Origin of the sequence: Pseudomonas sp. NY15354 (assembly GCF_048068075.1) — a bacterium.
Classification (GTDB): Bacteria; Pseudomonadota; Gammaproteobacteria; order Pseudomonadales; family Pseudomonadaceae; genus Aquipseudomonas; species Aquipseudomonas guariconensis_C.
In genome coordinates this window covers 48,348-70,992 of record NZ_JBLUPV010000024.1, presented here as the reverse complement: position 1 = coordinate 70,992, position 22,645 = coordinate 48,348, and the positions used below count along the sequence as shown (strand labels likewise).

Below are 22,645 nucleotides of genomic sequence, written 5' to 3'. Positions count from 1 at the left end.
AACGATGCATCGCCGATGGTAGTGTGGGGCTTCCCCATGTGAGAGTAGGTCATCGTCAAGATTCATTTCGCAAAACCCCTATCTGCGCGAGCAGGTAGGGGTTTTGTCTTTGCGGCGCTGAAACTGTGCCGGGGCATCCTGGTCCCCTCAGCCTCGCGCCAGTTCTGCCAGGTGTGCGGTAGCCTCTTCGCTCTTGAGCACCAACACGTCGCCTTCCAGCGCGTCGAGCACTACTTCCGAGGTATTTCCGATCAAGGCACCGGAAATGCCTGTGCGTGCCACAGTGCCAATGACAGTCATCACTGCATCGAGTTGTTTCTCGGTGTAAGGGATCAGAACGTCCGCCGGACCTTCGGCAATGTGCAGGTGGTCGTCAGGAATGTCGAATTCTGCCTGGAAGGCTTTGCATGCTTCGCGATACCGCTGCTCGATGGTTTCGGAGAGTTGGTAAGTCGGATCAGACGCCGAAAGCATGGGGGAGGGGTGAGCCGTGATGACGTGCAGGTCACCCTTGGCCAGGCCGGCAATGGCATAGCCATGGTCGATGATGCTGGCATGCAGACGCCTATGGTCTTCATCGTTATTGCCTACATCGACCGCGGCAAGGATCGCGCCTCCGGTCCATGGGCGCTCGTTCTTGACCATCAGCACCGCACAAGGGCAATAGCGCAGCAGTTTCCAGTCCGTGGGGGTCAGCAGCGCCTTGCGCAGTGGGTTGTCTGGGCGGTGTTCCTTGATGACCAGTTCGCACCCTTCGGCTTGCTGCACTTCGATGATGGATTCATGCAGGCTTTCATGCCAGGTCTGTTCATGGGTGACGTTGTCATACCCGTCATCGTGTAACTGGCTGCCAAGCAGGCTGAGCAGAGCGCTGTGGTCCTGGCGCTTGTCGCACATCAATAAGTGCAGGCGTGCGCCGGTCACCCCTGCGATGAGCTTGGCGCGCGTCAAGGCGCGACTGTGGGCGTGTTCGGGGTCTAGGACGACGAGGATGCTGCGGACGGCTTGCATGGGCATGAACTCCCTTGGTAGATGGCGGCCAGTGCCTGACTATAGTCGGCATCCCGCGCAGTGCCGCTTGACATGTATCAGCATAGTCTCTGGCGATCGACGCCACCCCCGGTATAATTGCCGTCCTGCCGTTGGCCTGTAGTTGTGAGCCTTATGTCCCTGATTCCCGAAATCGATGCCTTCCTCGGCTGTCCTACCCCTGACGCTTGGATCGAAGCGGCACTCGCCGACCAGGAAACCTTGTTGATCGACCACAAGAACTGTGAATTCAAGGCCGCCAGCACGGCGTTGAGCCTGATCGCCAAGTACAACACTCATCTTGACCTGATCAACATGATGTCGCGCCTGGCCCGTGAGGAACTGGTGCACCATGAGCAAGTCCTGCGGCTGATGAAGCGCCGTGGCGTTCCCTTGCGACCCGTCTCGGCGGGGCGTTATGCGTCTGGGTTGCGGCGTCTGGTACGGGCTCACGAGCCGGTCAAACTGGTCGATACTCTGGTGGTCGGTGCTTTCATCGAGGCCCGTAGTTGCGAGCGTTTTGCGGCGCTGGTGCCGCATCTGGACGAAGAGCTCGGCACGTTCTATCACGGTCTGCTCAAGAGCGAGGCGCGCCACTACCAAGGCTATCTGAAGCTGGCTCACCAGTATGGTGATGCTGCGCAGATCGCTCGCGTCGTTGAGCAGGTGCGTGAGGCCGAGGTAGAGCTGATCTGTTCTCCGGACCAGGAACTACGCTTTCACAGCGGTATTCCCATGGCCAGGGCGGCCTGAACGGTCGTTTGACCGGGGTGGGTCAGCGGCGCTGGCCCAGCAAAAGCCCAATCACCAACCCCACTCCCGCCGAGATCGCCACCGTCTGCCACGGATGTCCGCCCATGTAGTGCTCGGCAGCCTCCATCGCAGGCTGCGCCTTGCCGCGCAAGGTGCTGGCCGCCTGACGGGCCTGACGCAGCTTCAGGGCAATCTGGGCGCGTAGGGTATCGGCCTCGTCGCCCACCAGTGCAGCGCTATCCTGGAGCAGCCGTTCCGACTCTTCGATCAAGGCCTGCAGTTCGCTGAAGACTTGGTCCTTGATTTGTTCGTTGTCGCTGGGTGCGGCAGTTTTCCTGGCCATGAAGGTGTCCTCGATCGTTGGGGCTTGAGCAATGGATGCTGCACCGGGCGGAAAGTTGCGGCGGGTACCGGTTGCTCGCCGCTACAGTGTAAGATAGCGGCCATTTTCAAGCGGTAGGTAATCCCATGAGTTTCAATCTGGCCAACAGAAGCTTCGAGGAACGGGCACAGATCGAGGCAGAGAAGTCCCGGCTGTTCGAGCATTGGCAGAACAACCTTGGCAAGGCCAAGGGCGAGGCAGCCCGGCTGATCGGCGAGAAGCCGCGGCGCAAGGGCAAATGGGCGGAATGGGTGCGCGCCGAACTCGATGGCATGTCGCCTCCTGAGTTCGCCAACATGGTGCGTAGCGAAGTCAACAAGATGATGGCCGCGGCCAGCGGCAACCGCTGATCCATGCCGTTTGCGCGATCACCAGGTCGCGCTGCCGACAGCGGGCAGGTCGAGCTTGCCCTTGTCGGTGAAACGCACCGTCCCCAAGGGGCCGCCAGCCATCTTGCCTTGCAGCACGTAGGGCAACCCCTGCAATGAGCCCAATTGTCCCAAGCCGTAGGCTTGTCGCACCATGGCAAAGGCCGTGATGCTCATGGGCACCACGATCACGGCTTCATCATACCGGCCGATATGGCCTTTCTGGTCGCTGACACCGGCGGCGAGAGGCTGATCATTGACCTCTAGCTTGAGCGCTATACCGTTGAAATCGACAGGCGTCTCGTTGGGGTTTTGCACGCGAATCTTCACGGCTATGCGCATTTCCAGTTCCGCGGACGGAAGTGGTTCGATCCCGACGACGCTGATGTTCAACGGATCACGCGCCTGAAACAGGGCGCAGGCATTGAGGGTGCAGGCCAGCAGGGGAATCAGCCAGAAACGCGGGCGGGTGGTCATGGCAGTGAGCCTTGGCGTGACGATCGAGTCCGCAGTGTGGCAAAAGCCTGGGGACGTTGAAAGGCCATGTGCATCAAGGCTCCATGAAAGCTACCCGCAAGTCCTCGGCAAAGGCTTGCTGCGCCTCACCCGGTGCCTGGGCGCGATGCCGGGCGAGGGTGAAGGACACGCTGAAGTCCAAGTCAGGATCCAGCGCTCGCAACAGCCCGTGCGTCTCCCAGGGTTCGGCGCAATGGCGGGGCAGGTAGCCGATGTGGCGACCCGAAAGAATGAACGTCAAGGCACTGTCGATCTGCTCCGCCAGGGCTGAGCTGCGACGGCTCTGGAAGGGCTCGCCCGCCTTGAGGAAGCGGTAGGGGTGACGGACCTGGTCGGCTTCGAGCAGATCCTCGCCCGATACCTCTAATACCGCGAACAACGGATGCCCCTTGCCGCAATACAGCCGTTGGGTTTCGTTGAACAGCGGCTGGTAGTCGAACGCGGCCTGGCTGCCGGAGAAGTAGCTGATGGCATAGTCCAGGCGCTGCTCCAGAAGCAGCCGCTCGAGCTCAGCCGGCGGCGCGCTGATCAACTCCAGTTGCACGGACTCCTCGCGTTGGCGAAAGCGCGCGATGGCATTGGCCAGGCGGAGTGTGACGTTGTCGTCCTGGTTCTCGGCCATGCCGATGCGCACTGACCCTAGCAGCCGGCCGCCTACACCGTTGGCCTGCTGGCGGAACTGCTCGATCTGCACCAGCAACTCCCGGGTGGCCTTGAGCAGCAGTTCGCCCTTTTCGGTCAGGTGAAAGCCCCCCTTGCCGCGACTGCACAGGCGATACCCCAGACGGGTCTCAAGGCGCCCCATCTGCTGGCTGATGCTGGGTTGGCTCAGGCCCAGCACACCCTGGGCGGCACTGAAGCCACCGGCCTCGACTACAGTGACGAACAGCCGCAGCAGGTGCAGGTCCGGGTCGTGCAGTTGTCCGAGCATTACATCACTCCTGGTGAATGTCAGCTTTGCAAACTTGCGATTTTTGCAATGTAACCCGGCTGGCATGCTGGCGGCATCCACTCATTTGCCGAGGTGTTCGCCATGCGTCGATCGCTGTGTCTGCTGTCCCTGGTCCTGGCTTTGCCGCTCCAGGCTGAAGAGAAGGTCGTCAACCTCTACAGCTGGGCCGACTATGTCGCTGAGCAGACGCTCAAGCGGTTCGAGCAGGAGACCGGCTACAAGGTGCGCTACGACACCTTCGACACACCCGAGGTGCTAGAGACCAAACTGCTCACCGGCGGCAGCGGCTATGACGTGGTGGTGCCTTCGTCCACGGTGCTGGCCAGGGCACTCAAGGCCAATGCGTTGCAGCCGTTGCAGGCCCAGGACATGCCCGGCTACAGCAACCTCGACCCGGACCTGCTGGCCAAACTGGCCGAGACCGATCCTGGCAACCGTTATGCGGTGCCCTACACCTGGGGCACGCTGGGTTTGGGCGTGAACGTCGAGGCGGTGCGCCAACGCCTGGGCGACGTACCGCTGGACAGTCTTGATCTGCTGTTCAAACCCGAATACGCCAGCCGCCTGAAAGGCTGTGGTATCGCCTTGCCGGATTCGCCCCAGGAAGTGATCGGCGTGACCCTCAATTACCTGGGCAAGGACCCATACAGTCAGAACAAGTCCGACCTCGATGCCGCCCAGGCCTTGTTGCGCCAACTGCAGCCCTCGGTGAGCTATGTGGCCAACGGCCGGCAGATCAACGACCTGGCCAACGGCAGCATATGCCTGGCACTGACCTACAACGGTGACGCGGCCATGGCCGCGGATCAGGCGCGTCGTGCCGGCAAGGCCTTCGAAGTGATCTACCGCATCCCGCGCGAGGGCACCTTGGTGTGGCAGGACAACCTGGTCATTCCCAAGGATGCGCCGCACCCAGAGGCTGCCCGGGCCTTCATCGCCTTCATGCTGCGTCCTGAATCCGTGGCCGAGCTCACCAATACGCTGTTCTTCGCCAATGCCAATCAAGCCGCTACGCCATTGGTGGACGATGCCGTGCGCAACGACCCGGACATCTATCCCTCCGCGGAGGTCCGCCAGCGTCTGTATGGCGACCGAGGCATGGCGTTGTCCGACCTGCGCCAGCGCAACCGGATGTGGACTGCGTTTCGCAGCCGTCAGTAACGAATAACGACAACCAGGAGCCCGACCGTGGAACACGCCCACAACAATGACCAGGCCATGACCCGCGATAGCCTCTACGGCACCGCTGCGGAAAGCACCTACGCCGGCATAACCAGTTTCTCTCGACGCCGCTATAGCCGTGACCTGCGCAGCGTCGACGTGGTGGTCAGCGGTGTGCCGTTCGACACGGCCACCAGCAATCGTCCTGGGGCCCGCTTCGGGCCTCGGGCCATTCGCGCCGCCTCGGTACAGCAGGCCTGGGCCAGGCACTGGCCGTGGACATTCGACCCCTTCGATCACCTGGCAGTGATCGACTATGGTGATTGTGCTTTTGACAGCGGCACACCCGAGTCCGTGCCGGCCAGCATCGAGGCCCATGCCAGGCATATCCTCGACGCCGGTTGCGCCATGCTGACCCTGGGGGGCGATCATTTCATCAGCTACCCATTGCTCAAAGCCCATGCCGATCGCCACGGGCCTTTGGCACTGATCCACTTCGACGCGCACAGCGATACCTGGCCGGACGAAGAGGGCAAGCGCATCGACCATGGCACCATGTTTTGGCATGCCGCCCGAGAGGGCCTGGTGGACCCTTCCTGCTCCGTGCAGATCGGCCTGCGCACCACCAATGACGACACCCAGGGCTTTGCCATTCTCGACGCGCGCCAGGTGCATCGTCAGGGCACCGAGGCTGTGATCGCGGCGATTCGCCAGCGCGTAGGGGATCGTCCGGTGTATCTCACGTTCGACATCGATTGCCTCGACCCGGCCTTTGCGCCTGGCACCGGCACGCCGGTCTGTGGCGGCCTGAGCACGGTACAGGCGCTGGAGATCCTGGGCGGGCTGCGGGGCATCAACCTGGTGGGCATGGACCTGGTCGAGGTAGCTCCGGCCTATGACCATGCCGACATCACCGCCCTGGCTGGCGCCACGCTGGCCATGGAGATGCTGTGCCTGTATGCCGCGCGGCACAAGGTCGACCACAAAGCTTGAGAGACTCCATCAAGGCCGCTCACGCCATCCGGCGATGAGTGGCCTTGTGTCGCGAAAGCCCGGCACGACACGCCCTTGGGCTCATACTGAAACATCAGGAAACCTCTCTCCCCGCATTCGCACTTTTGCCGCGAACCTGTCGCGTCTTAGGCTATCCAACGCTTGAGCGCGCCGTTTCGTACAGGAGGTGAAGCATGAATCCCACGATATCCGCCCTGGTTATCGGCCTTTCGCTGAGCCTGCCGCTGTCGGCCGCGCCGCTCCCCGAACCCTTGCTCATTGCCGCCGATCGCAACAACCCCTACAACAGCCCCATCCAGCGTGCCAATCCGAACAGCCGTCAAGGCAGCATGCAGGCCACACCACCGGTGCGCGGGCCGTCGACCCAGCCGATCATCCGGCCTCCAACGCTGGACAACCGTGGCATAGGCAATGGCGACAACCTGCGACGCGAACAGCAGAGCCCGAACCTGCAACCCACCCGGCCACCTCGTGATAACCAACGCGCGCCGTGAGCCTCTCTGGAAGGAACCGAGCATGACGCCCCGAACCTGGCTGGCCATCGCCGCCCTGTTACCCCTGCTTGCCCAAGCCGCTCCAGAACAGCAATTGCCCAGCGAGGAGGGGCAACTGACGGTCAGTACGATTGCCGAAGGCCTACGCAACCCCTGGGCCTTGGCGTTTCTGCCGGGCGGCCAGGGCATGCTGGTGACCGAGCGTGCCGGCAACCTGCGGGTGGTCAGTGCCGAGGGCAAGGTCGGCCCACCCTTGAGCGGGGTACCGGTGGTCTGGGCCCAAGGGCAGGGCGGATTGCTCGATGTGGCGCTGTCTCCTGAATTTGCCAAGGACCGCACGGTATACCTGTCCTATGCCGAGCAAGGCAGCGGTGGCAAGGCGGGGACGGCTGTCGGCCGTGGGCAGTTGTCCCAGGATCTGGCCCGGTTGGAGCATTTCACGGTGATCTTCCGCCAGCAGCCGAAGCTCTCCGAGGGCATCCACTTTGGTTCACGCCTGGTATTCGACCGTGACGGGTACCTCTTCATTGCCCTGGGTGAGAACAACCAACGTGCCACCGCCCAGGACCTGGATAAACTCCAGGGCAAGATCGTGCGCATTCTCCCGGATGGCGAAATCCCCAAGGACAACCCTTTCGTCGGCCAGGCCAATGTGCGGCCCGAGATCTGGTCCTACGGCCATCGCAACCAGCAGGGCGCGGCCCTCAATCCTTGGACCGGCAAGCTCTGGACCCATGAGCACGGGCCCCGTGGCGGTGACGAGATCAACATCCCAGAGCCTGGCAAGAACTACGGCTGGCCGATCGCGACCCATGGGATCAACTACTCGCTGTTACCGATCCCCGAAGCCAAGGGCAAGCACGTGGAGGGTACCCAGCCTCCGCACCATGTCTGGGAAAAGTCGCCAGCGATCAGCGGCATGGCGTTCTATGACAGTCCGACCTTCAAGGCCTGGGACCACAACCTGTTCATCGGTGCCCTGGCCACCCAGGATCTGATCCGCCTGCAGCTCGAGGGCGACAAGGTGGTGCATGAAGAGCGCTTGCTGGGCGAGCTCAAGGCCCGAATCCGTGATGTACGGGTGGGGCCGGATGGCTATCTGTATGTGCTGACCGATGCCAAGGACGGGGCGCTGCTCAAGGTGGGATTGAGCGAAGACTGACAGCGCGATGCGCTCGCGGTAGCCTGCAGTGTTTGCGGCGCTGCCTGTTGGCGGGTTTCCCCACGAATATGCCCTCGGCAGGCGCCAATGGCGTACGATGGCGGTTTTGCCCAGAGCGCCCGGCATGTCCCTTGATCCGTATACCCGCTACCGCCAGGCTGTCGATGAGCATGGGTTCGTTGCAGACCCCGCCCAGGCCCAGGCGGTTGACGCGCTCCAGGTGTGCTTCGAGGCGCTGGAGCAGGGCAGGCCCACCTTGGGCGTGTACCTGTGGGGCCCCGTCGGGCGGGGCAAGACCTGGCTGATGGACCAGTTCCACCGCAGCCTGCAGGTTCCGTCCCGACGCCAGCATTTTCACCACTTCATGGCCTGGGTGCACCAGCGGCTGTTCCAGCTCAATGGTACCCCCGACCCCTTGCAGGCCTTGGCCAAGGCCCTGGCGACCGAGATCCGCGTGTTGTGCTTCGATGAGCTGTTCGTCAGCGACATCGGCGACGCGATCATCCTGGGGCGCCTGTTTCAGACCCTGTTCGACCAAGGCGTGACGATTGTCGCCACCTCAAACCAACCGCCGGAGCAGCTTTACCGTGACGGCTTCAACCGTGAGCGCTTCTTGCCGGCGATCGCGGCCATCGTGCGGCACATGCGCGTGCTGAACGTGGCGGGCGAGCAGGATCATCGCCTGCATCCAGGTGTCTTGCGGCAGCGCTACTGGGTCGCCGAACCCGGGCGGCCAACGGCCCTGGAAGCTGTGTTCGGCCAGCTGAGCCAAGGCGAGGCCGCCACGGACCAGCCGTTATCGATCGGTTCGCGGCAGATTCGCGTGATTCGTCGCAGCGAGCAGGCCATCTGGTGCCATTTCAGCGACGTGTGCGAGCAGCCCCTGTCGGCCCTGGAGTTCATGGGGTTGTGCGATCGCTTTTCGTCGATTCTGGTTCAGGGCATCCCGGCATTGGGCGGCGCCCAGCGGGCAGGGCGCATTGCCCGTGGCACCGAGGATGGAGCCCAGCGGGTGGTTGCCGGAGACCGCGAACTGCCCACGCTGGCGCCCAAGGATGACAGTGTGCGCCGCTTCATTGCCTTGGTCGACGAATGCTACGACCGTCGGGTCGCCTTGTACCTGGAAGCCGAAGTCCCGCTCGAAGCGCTCTACACTCAAGGGTATCTGGCGTTCCCGTACCAGCGGACCCTGAGCCGGCTACGGGAGATGCAACTGCAACGCTTCGCCTGAAGGAGCCGACCATGGAGCCGCTGTCGCATCATCTGCTGACCCAGGCCTATAACAATGGCTGGGCCAACCATCGCCTGTACAAGGCATGCCTGCAACTGACTCAGGACGAGTTCGTCGCCCCCCGTTGCAGCTTCTTTCCCTCGATCAAGGCCACGCTCAACCACCTGCTGACGGTGGACTGGTTCTACCTGCACGCCCTGGAGTGCGAACAGCGCGGCGAGGCGCCGGAGCCGGATGGGGAGCGATCCTTCGAGCCCGAGCAACCTTTTGCCACCTGCACCGACCTGCATGCCGAGCAGGTCCAGGCCGACCACCGGCTGATTGCCTACTGCCAGCTTCTGCGCGATGACCAATTGCAACGCTACGTGAGCATCGTGCGCCCGGATCGGCTCCAGCGTGAGCCGCGCCTGCGTTTGCTGTCGCACCTGTTCGAGCATCAGATCCATCACCGGGGCCAGGTGCATGCCATGCTCAGCGATACGGCGGTGCGACCGCCTCAGTTGGATGAGTTTTTCTGTGAAGAGGAGGCTTGCCTTCGGGCCGATGACTTCGCCGAGCTCGGGTGGACCGAGGCGTTGGTCTGGGGACGCTCCTAACGGCGCAAGGGGTGTTGCCAACCTCGCGCAATCAACGCCCGTGCAGCCAGCCCAGGGTGATCATCGCCAGTACCAGGTAGCGCCCGCCCTTGGCTAGGGTAACCAGCAACACGAACCGCCAGAACGGTTCACGCATGATGCCGGCGATCAAGGTGAGTGGGTCACCGATCACCGGCATCCAGCTCAGCAGCAACGACCATTGCCCCCAGCGTTGGTAACGCTGCTGGGCGCGCTCCAACTGGTTGGCGCTGAAGGGGAACCAACGCCGATCACGCAGGTGCTCGATCGCCCGCCCCAATAGCCAATTGACGATCGAGCCCAGCACATTGCCCAGGGTGGCCACCAGCAGCAATGTCGCCCAGGCCTCGGGTTGGTGCAGCAGCAACCCAACCAGCACAGCCTCCGATTGCAGTGGCAGCAGGGTGGCGGCACCGAAGGCACTGAGAAACAGCGCCCAGAGACTGAGCATCAATAGTCGGCCAGCACTTCGTCCTTGCCATCCTGGGTCAGGCCGATGACCTGGTAGGCGTCCTTGTGGTCACCCATCTCCATGCCGGGCGATCCCATGGGCATGCCGGGCACGGCGATGCCCTTGAGGTCATTGCGCTTGGCCAGCAGACGGATCTGTTCGGCGGGCACATGGCCCTCGACGAACTTGCCGTTGATCACTCCGGTATGGCAGGAGGCCAGGCGTGGGGCGACGCCCAGGCGCTGCTTGACTTCGCTCATGTTCGGCTCGACGTGGTCGTTGACGGTGAAGCCGTTGTCACGCAGGTGGCTGATCCATTCCTTGCAGCAACCGCAATTAGGGTCTCGGTAGACGTCGATGGTCTCGCCGGCCTGGGCCAGGCCGGCGATCGCCAGCAGGCCGAGTGAGAGCAGGTGTTTGCGCAGCATGGTGAAATTCCTCTGGATACACAGGCGGATACTGGCGAGCAGACGCGTCTGGCGTTTGGCTGGGCCGCCGATGTATTCGCGGCCGGCAGGGGCACGCCCGAACAGCTTGGCCCGCAGGCCTGGCGCCAGTAACCATGGGTTGGGCAGCAGCATAGCGTAACCGGACTCCAGGCGCAGCGCGGGCGGTGGCTTGCTCGATGTTAGCCTTGCACAGCTGTCAGCGACCTGAAGGCCGCATTACAGATCTGTCAGGCGCGCATGCTCCAATTCCAGGTCGCGCATCAGCAGGCCGTATTCCAGAGAAACTTGTTCGGGAATGGGCAGATAAACCACATGGCCATCGCCTGGCGCCACTTGGATGGCCTGCTGCTGGCGGTCGCGCAATTGATTCAGGTCGAAGTGATAGTTGCCCCGTGGGGTCATCAGTTCCAGGTGATCGCCCACCGCGAAACGGTTCTTCACCTTGACCTCGGCCAAGCCCTCCACCCGTGTCCCGGTCAGTTCGCCCACGAACTGCTGGCGCTCGGACACCGAGTTGCCGCGCTGATAATTCTGGTACTCATCGTGCACGTGGCGCCGCAGGAAGCCTTCGGTGTAGCCCCGTTGGGCGAGGGACTCCAGGTTGCCCATCAAGCCGCGATCGAACGGCCGTCCTGCCACGGCATCATCGATGGCCTGGCGGTAAGACTGCACGGCGCGGGCGCAGTAGAAGTGCGATTTGGTCCGGCCTTCGATCTTCAGCGAATGCACGCCCATGTGGGTCAGCCGTTCCACGTGCTGGATGGCGCGCAGGTCCTTGGCATTCATGATGTAGGTGCCATGTTCGTCTTCGAAGGCCGGCATTTCTTCGCCCGGGCGGTTGCCTTCCTGGAGCAGGAACACTTGCTCGGTCGGCGCACCGATGCCCAGGGTTGGCTCGACCTCGTGGACGATATCGCCGGTGGCGTTCTCCGTGGCTGGCGTGGCCTGGTATTTCCAGCGGCAGGCATTGGTGCAGGTGCCCTGGTTGGCGTCCCGACGGTTCAGGTAGCCCGACAGCAGGCAGCGGCCGGAATAGGCCATGCACAAGGCGCCGTGGACGAACACTTCCAGCTCCATGTCGGGCACGTGCAGGCGAATTTCCTCGATCTCTTCAAGCGACAACTCACGCGAGAGAATCACCCGGCTCAGGCCGAGTTGCTTCCAGAATTGGACACTGGCCCAGTTCACCGTGTTGGCCTGCACCGAGAGATGGATCGGCATCTGCGGGAAATGCTGGCGGACCAGCATGATCAAGCCTGGGTCGGACATGATCAGGGCATCGGGCGCCATCTCGACGACCGGGGCGAGGTCCTTGATGAAGGTCTTGAGCTTGGCGTTGTGCGGCGCAATGTTGACCACCACGTAGAAGCGCTTGCCCAAGGCATGCGCCTCCTGGATGCCCAGGGCCAGGTTGGCGTGGTCGAACTCGTTGTTGCGCACCCGCAGGCTGTAGCGCGGCTGGCCGGCGTAGACCGCATCGGCACCGTAGGCGAAGGCGTAGCGCAGGGTCTTGAGGGTGCCGGCGGGGGCCAGCAGTTCGGGCTTGGCGAGAGGAGTCATGTGCGCACCGGGGCAAAAGGCGCGGATGCTACGGCCAGGGCGCCGAGGCGACATTGATCTGGATCAACGGCACTTTTACCCAAGCGGCGGGCACTAAAGGGATGAGCCCCGTGAGAAACCTCCATGAACCAGACCGCGCTGCAGAACAAGGCCCTGACTGTCCTCCTGGCGCTGGTGACCCTCGCCTTCCTGTGGATCTTGCTGCCGTTCTACGGCGCGGTGTTCTGGGCGGTGATCCTCGCCATCCTCTTCTCCCCGTTGCAGCGTGACCTGATGCTGCGCTTGGGCGGGCGGCGCAACCTGGCGGCGGCGTTGACCTTGCTGGTGTGCCTGCTGATCGCCATCTTACCGGTGATCATCATTGGTACTTTGCTGGTGCAGGAGGGCGCCAGCCTGTATCAGCGCATCGAGAAGGGCGAGCTGGATATCGCCGGGCACATCGAGAGCTTCAAGGCGTTGTTGCCGGCCTTCATCCAGAACGCCTTGGAGCGCCTGGGCATGGGCGATCTGGAAGGGTTACGAGAGAACATCACCAAGTGGGCCACCCAAGGCAGCCAGTTCCTGGCCGGGCAGGCGTTCAGTTTTGGTCAGGGCACGTTCGATTTTCTGGTGAGCTTTGGCGTCATGCTCTACCTGTTGTTTTTCTTCCTTCGCGAAGGTGGCGAGCTGGCGCGCAAAGTGCGGCTGGCCGTACCGCTGCCGGAGCAGCAAAAACGTCGCCTGCAGTTGAAGTTCAGCCGCGTGGTACGTGCCACGGTCAAGGGCAATCTGCTGGTGGCCATCACCCAGGGGGCGCTGGGCGGGCTGATCTTTTGGGCGCTGGGCATTCCCAGTGCACTGGTCTGGGCGGTACTGATGGCGTTTCTGTCGTTGTTGCCAGCGGTGGGGGCGGGCATCGTCTGGGCGCCGGTGGCGGTCTACTTCCTGGCCACCGGGGCAATCCTGTCCGGCGTCGTGCTGATCGCCTTTGGTGTGCTGGTGATCGGCCTGGTGGACAACCTGCTGCGTCCGATCCTGGTGGGCAAGGACACCAAGATGCCCGATTACCTGATCCTGATTTCCACCCTGGGCGGCCTGGCGGTGTTCGGCCTCAACGGGTTCGTCATCGGCCCGCTGATCGCCGCGCTGTTCATGTCCAGCTGGGCGATCTTCACCAGTCGGCTGCAGGTGCAGTTGCCGTCATGAGCGTTCAGAGAAAGCTGTAGGACACGCCAGCGTAAACACCAAAGCCTTCGCCCGGTGTGGAGCGAGGGTTGTCCTTGCCCTGGTCGTCATAGCCAGGCGTCACCGTGGCGGCATAGCGTTTGTTGGTCAGGTTGCGCAGGTCCAGCCAGGTCTGCCAGTCCTGCTTTGGAGAGTTCCAGCCCAGGCGGGCGCCGAGCAGGGCGTAGGCGTCGGCATGGTAGCTGTTGGCGTAGTCGACCTGGACTTTGGAGGCCATCTGAGTGTTGAGGCCGGCGTAGAAGCCGCTCGGCCAGTCGTAGCGCACCTCGGCCTGGTAATAGTGCATCGGGATGCCGGGCAGGCGGTTGTCGCCGAAGGTGTCGTCATCGCGGTAGTGGAAGTCGCTGAAGGTGTAGGCCTGGCGCACGGAGACCTTGCCAATGCCGGCCTGTTCCCAGAGCGTGCTGTCCAGGCTGGCTTCGATGCCCTGGTGTACGGTGGGGCTGGCGTTGAACTCTTTGGGCAGGGCGCCTTGCACGATTTCGACGGCCAGCAGTTCGTGGCGTACCTGCGAGTAGTACCAGGCCAGGTCCCAACGCCCTAGCCGCGAATCGCCACGTGCACCCAGTTCCAGCGTGGTGGCGGTCTGGTTCTGCATTTCGATCGGTTGGGTAGGGACTGTCGAACTCCAGATCAGCGACCAAGGGTGCGGAGGTTCCACGGAGCGGCTCAGGTTGCCATACACCTGCACTTGAGGACTGATGTCATACCGCAAACCCAGGCGAGGTGCGTAGTCCCAGTCATGCTGGCTGACCTTGCCGCCACTCTGCGGGAAGGTCACATCGCTTTCGCGGCGGGTATAGATCATCGCCAGACCGCTGGTCAGCCACAAGTCGGGCACCAATTCGAGGTCGTTACCGACATGAAACATGGTGTCCGAGCCCTGGTAGCTGAAGTCGCGGGTGCGTGGGCCGAAGACATCGCCATCGCGCGCGAACTGCGAGGCGCCGCTGTTGGGCAAGTGCTTGGTGGTGCGCCAACCGATGGTGGTCTTGCTCTGATGCCCGAACAGGGAATCGCGGCGGATATAGTTGAGAGTCCCGCTGACATCGGTGTAGGCGACCTTAAGACGCATCGGGCCTTCGCGTAGGTCCATCGGGTAGTCGTGGTAGACCAGTCCCGCTTCCAGGCGAGCGTCATCCTCCAGATAGAAGGTAGTCTTGTTCGCGACCCAGGTACTGCCCGGTTGCGGGCGACTGTCGTCGCGGGCCAGGTAGGCCGGATTGGCTGCACGCGGATCATGCTTGACCTGCTGCTTGGTCAGGCGTCCGGCCAGGTCGTTCTCTGTCTCCCGATAGCGCAGGTAGAAGCGCGTTTCCAGGTTGGGATTGAAGCGATAGCCGACGTTGGCGGCAAACCCCTTGGCACTGCCACTGCTGTGTTCCTGATAGCCATCGTATTCGGCGTCGGTCAGGGCCACGTAGTAATCCAGATCGCCCAATACCTGCCCGGAGCTGATGTGGCGATGGGCGTATCCGCGACTGCCCACTTCGTAGCGCATTTGCAGCGGCGCGGCGTCGTAGCCGGTGTGGGTCACGTAATTGATCGCACCGCCTAGGGCCAATGCTCCTTGATCGAAGCCATTGGCTCCACGCAGCACTTCGGCACGGCTCAGCCACAGGGGTTCGAACAGCTCGTAGGGCGTGCCACCCGGGCCAGTCAACGGCAGGCCGTCGAACATTGTGTAGACACCAGAGCCATGGGCACCGGGCGCGCGATTGATGCCTGAGCCGCGGATCGACAGCTTGATGCCATCGTTGCCGGCCGACTGGGCGAAGACACCCGGTTGGTAGGCCAGCACGTCCTGGTTGCTGGCGACGCGCCCTTGCTCGGCATGTTGCATGTCGATGAGGTTGGTGGCCCCAGGGACCTCCCTTAGGCGCTGCGCGGCGGCCTCCAGCTCACTCTGTTCCTGGCCTTCGATCACGACCTGGTCCAACTCCAAAGGCGTAGCGGCCATTGCCGGGTTGCCGGCGGCAACGACCCACAGGCCGACAGCGCAAGGGATAGGTGAAACGGGACGCATCGTGCAACTCCAGGCAGTAGGTCGGGCAACAGGTGTCAGACGCACGCCAAATCCTTCAGAGCACTTCCCATTTCTTTCAAAAACGCGCTTCGGCACATGTAGGACGTTTTATGTAGGACGCCGTTCTACAACCCAGAGCGCTGGAGTGAAGGGGTCATGGATTCGTAAGGTGCAAGCACATCAAATGTGAATGCCTTTGGGCTCTTATGACCGTAGGGAGTGTGTCCCATGAACCTTCAACGCCGCCTGGCGCCTGACGTCGACGTCGATCAGTCCATCCACCTTACCCCCAGGGAACGGGAAGTGCTGCTGTGGTGTGCCTACGGCAAGACCTCCTGGGAAATCGGCCAGATCGTGGGCTGCAAGGAGTCAACGGTCAATTTCCACGTCAGCAATATCTTGCGAAAGTTCGCGGTGAACACCCGGGTAGCGGCGGTGATCAAGGCGATACGTTACGGCATGCTGAACAACCAGTGAGTGGGGATCGATCTGTGAATCGAGATTCGAGTGCCTCACCTGATCGCCCGCATAACCGTTATCTGGTCTATCACGACCCGTTCTGGCCACGCATAGCACTTGGGCGGTTGCGTGAGCGTCTGGGGTTGTCATCGGGTATCAGCGATACCCAACTGGAGGTGGCCGCCAGGGCCTCGATGGAGCTGGCGGCGCGAGAGTTCGCCGATTGGCGCCGCTGCCTGCGCGCACATGGCTATCGACGGTTGAGCGATATCGATGGTCATGAGCAGGGGCGGGCACTTTCGATTTGCTATATGCGCCTGGTGGAGGCCCAGACCCGCTGGAGCCTGGCTCAACAGGTCAGGGAAACGACAGTGAGTGGGGACGGCCGCGAAGCGCGGAAGGGTCATTGGCTGGCTGGGCAATGGGTCAATTCTTCGAGGCGGCGCTCCAGCTGAGAAATGCGCAACTTGTCCTGAACGCTTGCGCGGATGGCTTGAAGGTCGAGCGCCGACAGCGCCCGCAACTGCTCGAGCAGGTCCGCCTCCCAAGCCTGTTGATGCTCGTGAGAGAGGGGGGCAGAAGATGTTCGGTTCTGTTGTCCGTCACCGAGGAGCAGCCAATCGAGGGACAGACCGTGTTCCTGCGCAAATTCCATGCACAACGCATATGGAATGCTCTCGCGTATCTTCCAACTGCTCAAGGTCTGCGGGCTTATCCCCAATGCTTTGGAAAGTTCGGCATCGGTTGTGGCACCGGTGAGGGACTTCATTCGATGCAATATCGCGGAGAGGGAAGGTGTACTCATTATGAATGCCAAGAAAGAAGCCTGTATGAGTTTTGTAGGCAAAAATATGCGATAAGAATATATTGAGAGCATCACACTCAGCGGCAACGGTATAAATGATGATCGCAGCGAAAATGCCTACATTTTGTCAGCTATATACGCACAGCAACAATCAATCAAGATTATGGACAAATCTCAGGCAAAAGATAGTCAGGCAGGACGCTTGGTTCGGCTATCGCAACACGGAGAAAGTACTCAATACGAGTAAACATTTCTGTAAGCCCATGAGCCGTACTCATCTGGATGGATGGGTGAAGCTCCACTCAGCGTCGGATGGTAAGTGATATGAATCAATCGAGAAGTCTTATATCTGTGCGGGCGGACACTGACCGCGATCGTCACAGTGTCTTACACGCCTCGCGGGTGCCCCATAGGAGGTGCCTGTGAGCAGCTACAAGTTGGTCTGCCCTCATTGCACCGGCAAGATGCGAATTCGCACCAGTGAAGGGCGTCATATCTTCCTTCGGATCGCCTACCTGCAATGCGTCAACGAGGCCTGCGGTTGGTCGGTACGTGCCCAGTTCGAGATGACCCATGAACTTTCCCCGAGCGGGATGCCGAATCCAGACGTCCACCTGCCAAGCGCCTATGGTGAGCTGCGGCGTGCGGCGCACAACCCGGGCCGTTCACGAAAGCCGGCGCGCAGTGACAAAAGCGCACCCGGCGCAGCATGAGTCCATCACGTCCAGCCTGGGCACAAAACAAAACACCCCGCATGAGCGGGGTGTTTTGTTTTTGCGGGCGGATCAGCCGATCAGTTGCAGGCCGGCTTGCTGGACCAGCTCCAGCAGAGGCTGCGGGTACACGCCCAGGACGAAGGCGAGGATAGCGATGGCCAGCAGCATGACGCCGCCAGTGCGCTGTTCCCACTTCAGCGGGGCGTCGTGACGACGCAGGTTAGGCTCGACCAGATACAGGGTGACCATGACGCGCAGGTAGTAGTACACGCCGATGGCGCTACCGATCACCAGCGCACCGACCAGCCACCACAGGTGCGACTCGACGCCAGTGGCGATGATGTAGAACTTGCCGATGAAGCCGGCGGTCAGTGGGATACCGGCTAACGACAGCATCATCACGGTCAGTACCGCAGTCAGGTACGGACGGCGCCAGAACAGGCCGCGGTACTCGTACAGGGCATCGGCGTCACGACCGGCATAAGGCGAGGACATCAGGGTGATCACACCGAAGGCACCCAGGCTGGTGATCACGTAGGTCACCAGGTACACGCCCATGGCTTCCAGGGCCAGGCCCTTGCTGGCGACCAAGGCGATGACCAGGTAGCCGAAGTGGGCGATGGACGAGTAACCGAGCAGACGCTTGAGGTTGCTCTGGGTCAGCGCCAGCAGGTTGCCGATCAGGATCGAGGCGACGGCGATCACGGCCAGTACGGTGCTCAGCACGCCGCTGCTGGCGGCAGGGGAGAGCATGAACAGGCGCACGACCACGGCGAACACCGCAACCTTGCTGGCGGTGGCCAGGAAGGCGGCGACCGGGGCTGGAGCACCTTCGTACACGTCTGGGGTCCACAGGTGGAACGGTACCAGCGACAGCTTGAAGGCCAGGCCTACCAGCATCATGCCCAGACCCAGTTGGGCCAGCAGGCTCGGCATGCTGGTGGCGGCCAGCGCCTTGCCGATCTGGTCGAAGGTCAGGCTGCCGGCGTCGGCGTACAGCAGGGCCATGCCGAACAGCAGGAAGGCCGAACCTGCAGCCGAAAGCACCATGTACTTGATACCGGCTTCCAGCGAACGCTTGTTGAAGAACGCGTACGCCACCAGGCCGTAGACCGGTACCGACAGCAGCTCCAGGCCAATGAACAGGCCAGCCAGATGGTTGGCGCTGACCAGCACCAGGCCGCCCAGAGCGGACATCAGCAGCAGCAAGTACAGTTCTTCACGGTTGCCCGGATAGCCCTTGGACCCTTCGCCCAGGTAGGCATGGGCGAGGGTGACGCAGGCCAGCGTCGCCACCAGGATGATCGCCATGTACAGGCAGGCGAACTTGTCGATGGTCACCAGCGAGGTGACCGCCAGCGGCGCGACCTTCAGGGCCGGCAGGATCGACAGCAGGGCCAGGTTCAGGCCCACGGTGGACAGCAGGAAGGTCTGCGAGTGATTGCGCTTCCAGGCGATCGCGAGCATCACCACCACCGTCGTGACGGTGGTGATGAGCATCGGCGCCAATGCGATGAAGTGTTGAGTGGTGAATTCCATAGCGCTCTTACCGGGCCGAAGCGAGTTGAGTGAAAGCGGAACCGATCCACTGCTGCACACCGCTCATGGTGGCGGCAGAGGTGTCCAGGAACGGCTGCGGGTACACGCCGAGCAGGATCAGCAGGCCGGCCAGGCCCAGGACCATGATCAGCTCGCGACCGTCCATACCGGCCAGCACGGTGTCGGACTTGGCCGGACCGAAGTAGGCGCGATGGATCATGATCAGCGAGTAGACCGAGCCGAAGACCAGGCCAGTGGTGGCGATCACGGTGATCCATGGAACATGGACGAAGCTGCCGATCAGGATCAGGAACTCGCCGACGAAGTTGCCGGTACCTGGCAGGCCCAGGGAGGCGGCGGCGAAGAACAGGCTGATGGCTGGCAGGTAGGCGATGCGGTGCCACAGGCCGCCCATCTCGCGCATGTCACGGGTGTGCATGCGCTCGTACAGCTGGCCGGCCAGGATGAACAGCGCCGCAGCCGACAGGCCGTGGGCCAGCATCTGGATTACCGCGCCCTGCAGGGCTTGCTGGCTGCCGGAGTAAATGCCGATCAGCACGAAGCCCATGTGCGAGACGCTGGAGAAGGCCACCAGGCGCTTGATGTCGGTCTGTGCGAAGGCCAGGAAGGCGCCGTAGAAGATGCCGATCAGGCCCAGGGTCATGGCGATCGGCGCGAACTCGGCCGAGGCATTCGGGAACAGCGGCAGGGCGAAACGCAGCAGGCCGTAGGCCGCAGTCTTCAGCAAGATACCGGCCAGGTCCACGGAACCTGCGGTCGGCGCCTGGGCGTGAGCATCAGGCAGCCAGGAGTGGAACGGCACCACCGGCAGCTTCACCGCGAAGGCAATGAAGAAGCCCAGCATCAGCAGGTACTCGGTACCGGCTGGCAGCTCGGCCTTGAGCAGGTCGCTGTAGTTGAAGGTGATGACACCGGTGCTGTTGTAGTTCACCAGCACCAGGCCCAGGATCGCCACCAGCATGATCAGGCCGCTGGCCTGGGTGAAGATGAAGAACTTGGTGGCGGCGTAGATCCGGGTCTTCTTGCCATCGGAGGAGCTGTGACCCCAGAGCGCGATGAGGAAGTACATCGGCACCAGCATCATTTCCCAGAAGAAGAAGAACAGGAACAGGTCCAGCGCCAGGAATACACCGACCACGCCGCCCAGGATCCACATCAGGTTGAGGTGGAAGAAGCCGACGTGGCGCTGGATCTCTTTCCAGGAGCACAGGACCGAAAGCACACCCAACAGACCGGTGAGCAGGATCATCAGCAGCGACAGGCCGTCGAGGGCCAGGTGGATGCTGATGCCGAAGCGCTTGATCCACTCGACTTTGTATTCAAGGGTCCAGGCAGGTTCCGCGCCCGGGGCAGGGGCCAGGGTGTAGTCGCCGTTAGCCCACAGCCACAGGCCGATGCCGAGCAGCAGGGACATGGTCAGCAGCGCGATCCAGCGGGGCAGGGTGGCGCCGAAGCGCTCACCCAGCCAGCACAGGAGGCCGCCGATGAAGGGGATCAGGATCAGCCAAGGCAGAATCATGACGGGTTCGTTTCCTTTCGCAAAGTCGCAAGGTTCATAGTCATACCGCGGCCACTACCACGGCGCCGAGCACCAGAACGGCACCCACGGCGATCGAGGCGGTGTACCAGCGCAGCTGGCCGGTTTCGGTCTTGCTCATGGCGACGTGACCGCCGCGAGCCATCCGAGGAATCAGGCCGATGCTGCGGTCAACCGGATCCTTGCGCAGGATGTGGCTGATCAGCAGATAAGGTTTGACGAACAGCTTGTCGTAGATCCAGTCGAAGCCCCAGGCGGCGAACCACCAGGCCGACAGGACGCGACCGATGCCGCTGTTGGCGATTGCACTGACCAGGGTGCGTTTACCCAGGAACAGCACCGCTGCCAGCAGGATACCGGCGATGGCGATGGCGCCCGAGACGATTTCCAGCGAGTGCTGGGCTTCGCCGCCGGCGTGGCCGACGCTCTGTGGCAGAACACCAGCCAGAGGCGGGTGGATCCAGGCGCCGACGAAGGTCGACAGCACGATCAGCACGCCCAGTGGCAGCCAGTGGGAAATGCCATGGCCGGCGTGGGCTTCGGTCTTCGCTTCGCCGTGGAAGGCGATGAAGATCAGGCGGAAGGTGTACAGCGAGGTCATGAACGCACCGACCAGGCCCGCATACAGCAGGCCGGTGTGGCCGCTGGCGAAGGCTTCCCAGAGGATCTCGTCCTTGGAGTAGAAGCCGGCGGTCAGGATCGGCAGGGCAGCCAGGGCGGCACCACCGACCACGAAGCTGGCGTAGGCCAGTGGCAGTTTCTTCCACAGGCCGCCCATCTTGAAGATGTTCTGCTCGTGGTGGCAGGCAACGATCACCGCACCGGAGGCAAGGAACAGCAGGGCCTTGAAGAAGGCGTGGGTCATCAGGTGGAAGATCGCGCCTTCCCAAGCGCCGACGCCCAGGGCCAGGAACATGTAGCCGATCTGGCTCATGGTCGAGTAGGCGAGGATACGCTTGATGTCGGTCTGGACCAGCGCGGCGAAGCCGGCCAGGACCAGGGTCACGCCACCGACGATACCCACCAGGTGCAGGATGTCCGGCGCCAGCAGGAACAGGCCGTGGGTACGGGCGATCAGGTACACGCCCGCGGTCACCATGGTTGCGGCGTGGATCAGCGCGGAGACCGGCGTCGGGCCGGCCATCGCGTCGGCAAGCCAGGTCTGCAGCGGCAGCTGGGCCGATTTACCGACGGCACCGCCGAGCAGCATCAGGGTCGCCAGTACCATCCAGGTATCACCTGCCTGGAACTTCTGCGGTGCCAGCACCAGCAGTTCCTGGACGTTCAGGGTACCCAGCTGGGCGAACAGGATGAACAGGCCGATGGCCATGAACACGTCGCCGATACGGGTGACGATGAAGGCCTTCAGTGCGGCGTTACCGTTGTTGCGGTTGCTGTAGTAGAAACCGATCAACAGGTACGAGCACAGGCCCACGCCTTCCCAGCCGAAGTAGATGAACAGCAGGTTGTCGCCCAGCACCAGGAACAGCATGCTGGCGATGAACAGGTTGGTGTACGAGAAGAAGCGCGAGTAACCGGCTTCGCCACGCATGTACCAGGACGCGAACAGGTGGATCAGGAAGCCCACGCCGGTGACCACGCCGAGCATGGTGATCGACAGACCATCCACGTACAGGGTGAAGTTCGGCGCGAAGCCGTCCACCGACATCCACTGCCACAGCAGCTGGCTGTACGCACCGCCTTCAGGCGGCGCGACATTGAATTGCCAGATCACGTAGGCGGCCACGGCGGCCGACAGGCCGACGGAGCCGACGCCGATCAGCGCGGACAGGTTCTCCGAGAACCGCCCGCGCGAGAACGACAGCAGCAGGAAGCCGATCAGGGGGAAGACGAAAGTCAGGAAGATAAGGTTCATCCGCGCATCTCACTGGCAGCATCGATGTCGAGAGTGTGGAAGCGGCGATACAGCTGCAGCAGGATCGCCAGGCCAATGCTGGCCTCGGCGGCTGCCAGGCTGATCACCAGAATGAACATCACCTGACCGTCGGGTTGGACCCAACGGGCACCGGCGACGATGAACGCCAGGGCAGCGGCGTTCATCATGACTTCCAGGCTCATGAGCACGAAGAGGATGTTGCGGCGGACCATCAGGCCAACCAGACCTAAGCAGAACAGGATGCCGGCGACCGCCAGACCATGCTCGAGAGGGATAGCACCCATG

25 protein-coding genes are annotated in these 22,645 nt (G+C 62.4%); 12 read left to right on the top strand and 13 right to left on the bottom strand.

All coding sequences use genetic code 11. From position 1 onward, the window contains the following. Positions 1-147 precede the first annotated feature (147 nt). Positions 148-1,011 (bottom strand): universal stress protein, encoded by an 864-nt coding sequence (locus ACNFCH_RS19760; RefSeq protein ID WP_337159088.1) that lies wholly within the window; start codon positions 1,009-1,011, stop codon positions 148-150. Between the two features lie 153 nt (positions 1,012-1,164). Here ACNFCH_RS19760 and ACNFCH_RS19755 point away from each other — a divergent pair, with 153 nt between their 5' ends. Then, positions 1,165-1,782 (top strand): tRNA-(ms[2]io[6]A)-hydroxylase, encoded by a 618-nt coding sequence (locus ACNFCH_RS19755; protein ID WP_196165234.1) that lies wholly within the window; start codon positions 1,165-1,167, stop codon positions 1,780-1,782. Positions 1,783-1,804: 22 nt separating this feature from the next. On the opposite strand, the gene ACNFCH_RS19750 is transcribed toward ACNFCH_RS19755, so the two are convergent. Then, the gene (locus ACNFCH_RS19750) at positions 1,805-2,125 is read right to left on the bottom strand and encodes a DUF883 family protein (RefSeq protein WP_196165235.1); all 321 of its coding nucleotides are present in this window, start codon (positions 2,123-2,125) and stop codon (positions 1,805-1,807) included. A 125-nt stretch (positions 2,126-2,250) separates the two neighbouring features. On the opposite strand from ACNFCH_RS19750, the gene ACNFCH_RS19745 reads away from it, so the two are divergent. Further along, positions 2,251-2,514, top strand: coding sequence for a hypothetical protein (locus ACNFCH_RS19745; RefSeq protein ID WP_337159087.1), 264 nt, complete (start codon positions 2,251-2,253; stop codon positions 2,512-2,514). Between the two features lie 18 nt (positions 2,515-2,532). Here ACNFCH_RS19745 and ACNFCH_RS19740 read toward each other — a convergent pair whose 3' ends face one another. After that, complete coding sequence (locus ACNFCH_RS19740) at positions 2,533-3,009, bottom strand: LEA type 2 family protein (protein ID WP_337159086.1); 477 nt, start codon at positions 3,007-3,009, stop codon at positions 2,533-2,535. Positions 3,010-3,082: 73 nt separating this feature from the next. After that, entirely contained in the window at positions 3,083-3,979 is an 897-nt protein-coding gene (locus tag ACNFCH_RS19735) for a LysR family transcriptional regulator (RefSeq protein WP_337159085.1), read from the bottom strand. 102 nt (positions 3,980-4,081) lie between these two features. Here ACNFCH_RS19735 and ACNFCH_RS19730 point away from each other — a divergent pair, with 102 nt between their 5' ends. From ACNFCH_RS19730 to ACNFCH_RS19705, 6 genes are all read left to right on the top strand, one after another. Beyond that, complete coding sequence (locus ACNFCH_RS19730) at positions 4,082-5,161, top strand: extracellular solute-binding protein (RefSeq protein ID WP_337159084.1); 1,080 nt, start codon at positions 4,082-4,084, stop codon at positions 5,159-5,161. Between the two features lie 57 nt (positions 5,162-5,218). After that, positions 5,219-6,154, top strand: coding sequence for an agmatinase (speB, locus tag ACNFCH_RS19725; RefSeq protein WP_416743389.1), 936 nt, complete (start codon positions 5,219-5,221; stop codon positions 6,152-6,154). 194 nt (positions 6,155-6,348) lie between these two features. Then, entirely contained in the window at positions 6,349-6,669 is a 321-nt protein-coding gene (locus ACNFCH_RS19720; RefSeq protein ID WP_337159082.1) for a hypothetical protein, read from the top strand. Between the two features lie 22 nt (positions 6,670-6,691). Further along, positions 6,692-7,831, top strand: a complete 1,140-nt coding sequence (locus ACNFCH_RS19715) for a PQQ-dependent sugar dehydrogenase (protein WP_337159081.1) — start codon at positions 6,692-6,694, stop codon at positions 7,829-7,831. A gap of 124 nt (positions 7,832-7,955) precedes the next feature. Then, positions 7,956-9,062 carry a cell division protein ZapE gene (gene zapE, locus ACNFCH_RS19710; protein ID WP_337159080.1) on the top strand — a complete coding sequence of 369 codons (1,107 nt, stop codon included), beginning with the start codon at positions 7,956-7,958 and terminating at the stop codon, positions 9,060-9,062. Positions 9,063-9,073: 11 nt separating this feature from the next. Beyond that, positions 9,074-9,658 carry a DinB family protein gene (locus ACNFCH_RS19705; protein WP_337159079.1) on the top strand — a complete coding sequence of 195 codons (585 nt, stop codon included), beginning with the start codon at positions 9,074-9,076 and terminating at the stop codon, positions 9,656-9,658. A 31-nt stretch (positions 9,659-9,689) separates the two neighbouring features. Here the strand turns inward: ACNFCH_RS19705 and ACNFCH_RS19700 are convergent, their stop codons facing one another. The 3 genes from ACNFCH_RS19700 to yegQ form a co-directional block, all read right to left on the bottom strand. Then, positions 9,690-10,127, bottom strand: a complete 438-nt coding sequence (locus tag ACNFCH_RS19700) for a YqaA family protein (protein WP_337159078.1) — start codon at positions 10,125-10,127, stop codon at positions 9,690-9,692. Beyond that, positions 10,127-10,555 carry a DUF411 domain-containing protein gene (locus tag ACNFCH_RS19695; protein WP_337159091.1) on the bottom strand — a complete coding sequence of 143 codons (429 nt, stop codon included), beginning with the start codon at positions 10,553-10,555 and terminating at the stop codon, positions 10,127-10,129. The genes ACNFCH_RS19700 and ACNFCH_RS19695 overlap by 1 nt, the downstream gene beginning before the upstream one ends. A gap of 237 nt (positions 10,556-10,792) precedes the next feature. Next, positions 10,793-12,136, bottom strand: a complete 1,344-nt coding sequence (gene yegQ, locus ACNFCH_RS19690) for a tRNA 5-hydroxyuridine modification protein YegQ (protein WP_337159077.1) — start codon at positions 12,134-12,136, stop codon at positions 10,793-10,795. 123 nt (positions 12,137-12,259) lie between these two features. On the opposite strand from yegQ, the gene ACNFCH_RS19685 reads away from it, so the two are divergent. Beyond that, positions 12,260-13,321, top strand: a complete 1,062-nt coding sequence (locus tag ACNFCH_RS19685; RefSeq protein WP_337159076.1) for an AI-2E family transporter — start codon at positions 12,260-12,262, stop codon at positions 13,319-13,321. A gap of 4 nt (positions 13,322-13,325) precedes the next feature. Here ACNFCH_RS19685 and ACNFCH_RS19680 read toward each other — a convergent pair whose 3' ends face one another. Further along, positions 13,326-15,386, bottom strand: a complete 2,061-nt coding sequence (locus ACNFCH_RS19680; protein ID WP_337159075.1) for a TonB-dependent receptor family protein — start codon at positions 15,384-15,386, stop codon at positions 13,326-13,328. Positions 15,387-15,614: 228 nt separating this feature from the next. Between ACNFCH_RS19680 and ACNFCH_RS19675 the strand changes: the two genes are divergently transcribed. Further along, positions 15,615-15,863: a helix-turn-helix domain-containing protein gene (locus ACNFCH_RS19675; RefSeq protein ID WP_337159074.1), complete on the top strand. Its 249-nt coding sequence runs from the start codon at positions 15,615-15,617 to the stop codon at positions 15,861-15,863. A 14-nt stretch (positions 15,864-15,877) separates the two neighbouring features. Beyond that, positions 15,878-16,300 carry a head completion/stabilization protein gene (locus ACNFCH_RS19670; RefSeq protein WP_337159073.1) on the top strand — a complete coding sequence of 141 codons (423 nt, stop codon included), beginning with the start codon at positions 15,878-15,880 and terminating at the stop codon, positions 16,298-16,300. On the opposite strand, the gene ACNFCH_RS19665 is transcribed toward ACNFCH_RS19670, so the two are convergent. Then, a complete protein-coding gene (locus ACNFCH_RS19665) occupies positions 16,249-16,650 on the bottom strand; it encodes a helix-turn-helix domain-containing protein (RefSeq protein ID WP_337159072.1) in 402 nt (133 codons plus the stop codon). The genes ACNFCH_RS19670 and ACNFCH_RS19665 overlap by 52 nt on opposite strands. A 422-nt stretch (positions 16,651-17,072) precedes the next feature. On the opposite strand from ACNFCH_RS19665, the gene ACNFCH_RS19660 reads away from it, so the two are divergent. After that, positions 17,073-17,363: an ogr/Delta-like zinc finger family protein gene (locus ACNFCH_RS19660; RefSeq protein WP_337159071.1), complete on the top strand. Its 291-nt coding sequence runs from the start codon at positions 17,073-17,075 to the stop codon at positions 17,361-17,363. Between the two features lie 72 nt (positions 17,364-17,435). Here the strand turns inward: ACNFCH_RS19660 and nuoN are convergent, their stop codons facing one another. The 4 genes from nuoN to nuoK are packed head-to-tail and all read right to left on the bottom strand — an operon-like array spanning position 17,436 to position 22,644. Continuing rightward, the gene (gene nuoN, locus ACNFCH_RS19655; RefSeq protein WP_043209136.1) at positions 17,436-18,905 is read right to left on the bottom strand and encodes an NADH-quinone oxidoreductase subunit NuoN; all 1,470 of its coding nucleotides are present in this window, start codon (positions 18,903-18,905) and stop codon (positions 17,436-17,438) included. A 7-nt stretch (positions 18,906-18,912) separates the two neighbouring features. Beyond that, positions 18,913-20,445 (bottom strand): NADH-quinone oxidoreductase subunit M, encoded by a 1,533-nt coding sequence (gene nuoM, locus ACNFCH_RS19650; protein WP_070091881.1) that lies wholly within the window; start codon positions 20,443-20,445, stop codon positions 18,913-18,915. A 40-nt stretch (positions 20,446-20,485) separates the two neighbouring features. Further along, entirely contained in the window at positions 20,486-22,339 is a 1,854-nt protein-coding gene (nuoL, locus tag ACNFCH_RS19645) for an NADH-quinone oxidoreductase subunit L (RefSeq protein WP_070091880.1), read from the bottom strand. Continuing rightward, the gene (gene nuoK / locus ACNFCH_RS19640) at positions 22,336-22,644 is read right to left on the bottom strand and encodes an NADH-quinone oxidoreductase subunit NuoK (protein WP_023631349.1); all 309 of its coding nucleotides are present in this window, start codon (positions 22,642-22,644) and stop codon (positions 22,336-22,338) included. The genes nuoL and nuoK overlap by 4 nt, the downstream gene beginning before the upstream one ends. Position 22,645: the final 1 nt, after the last annotated feature.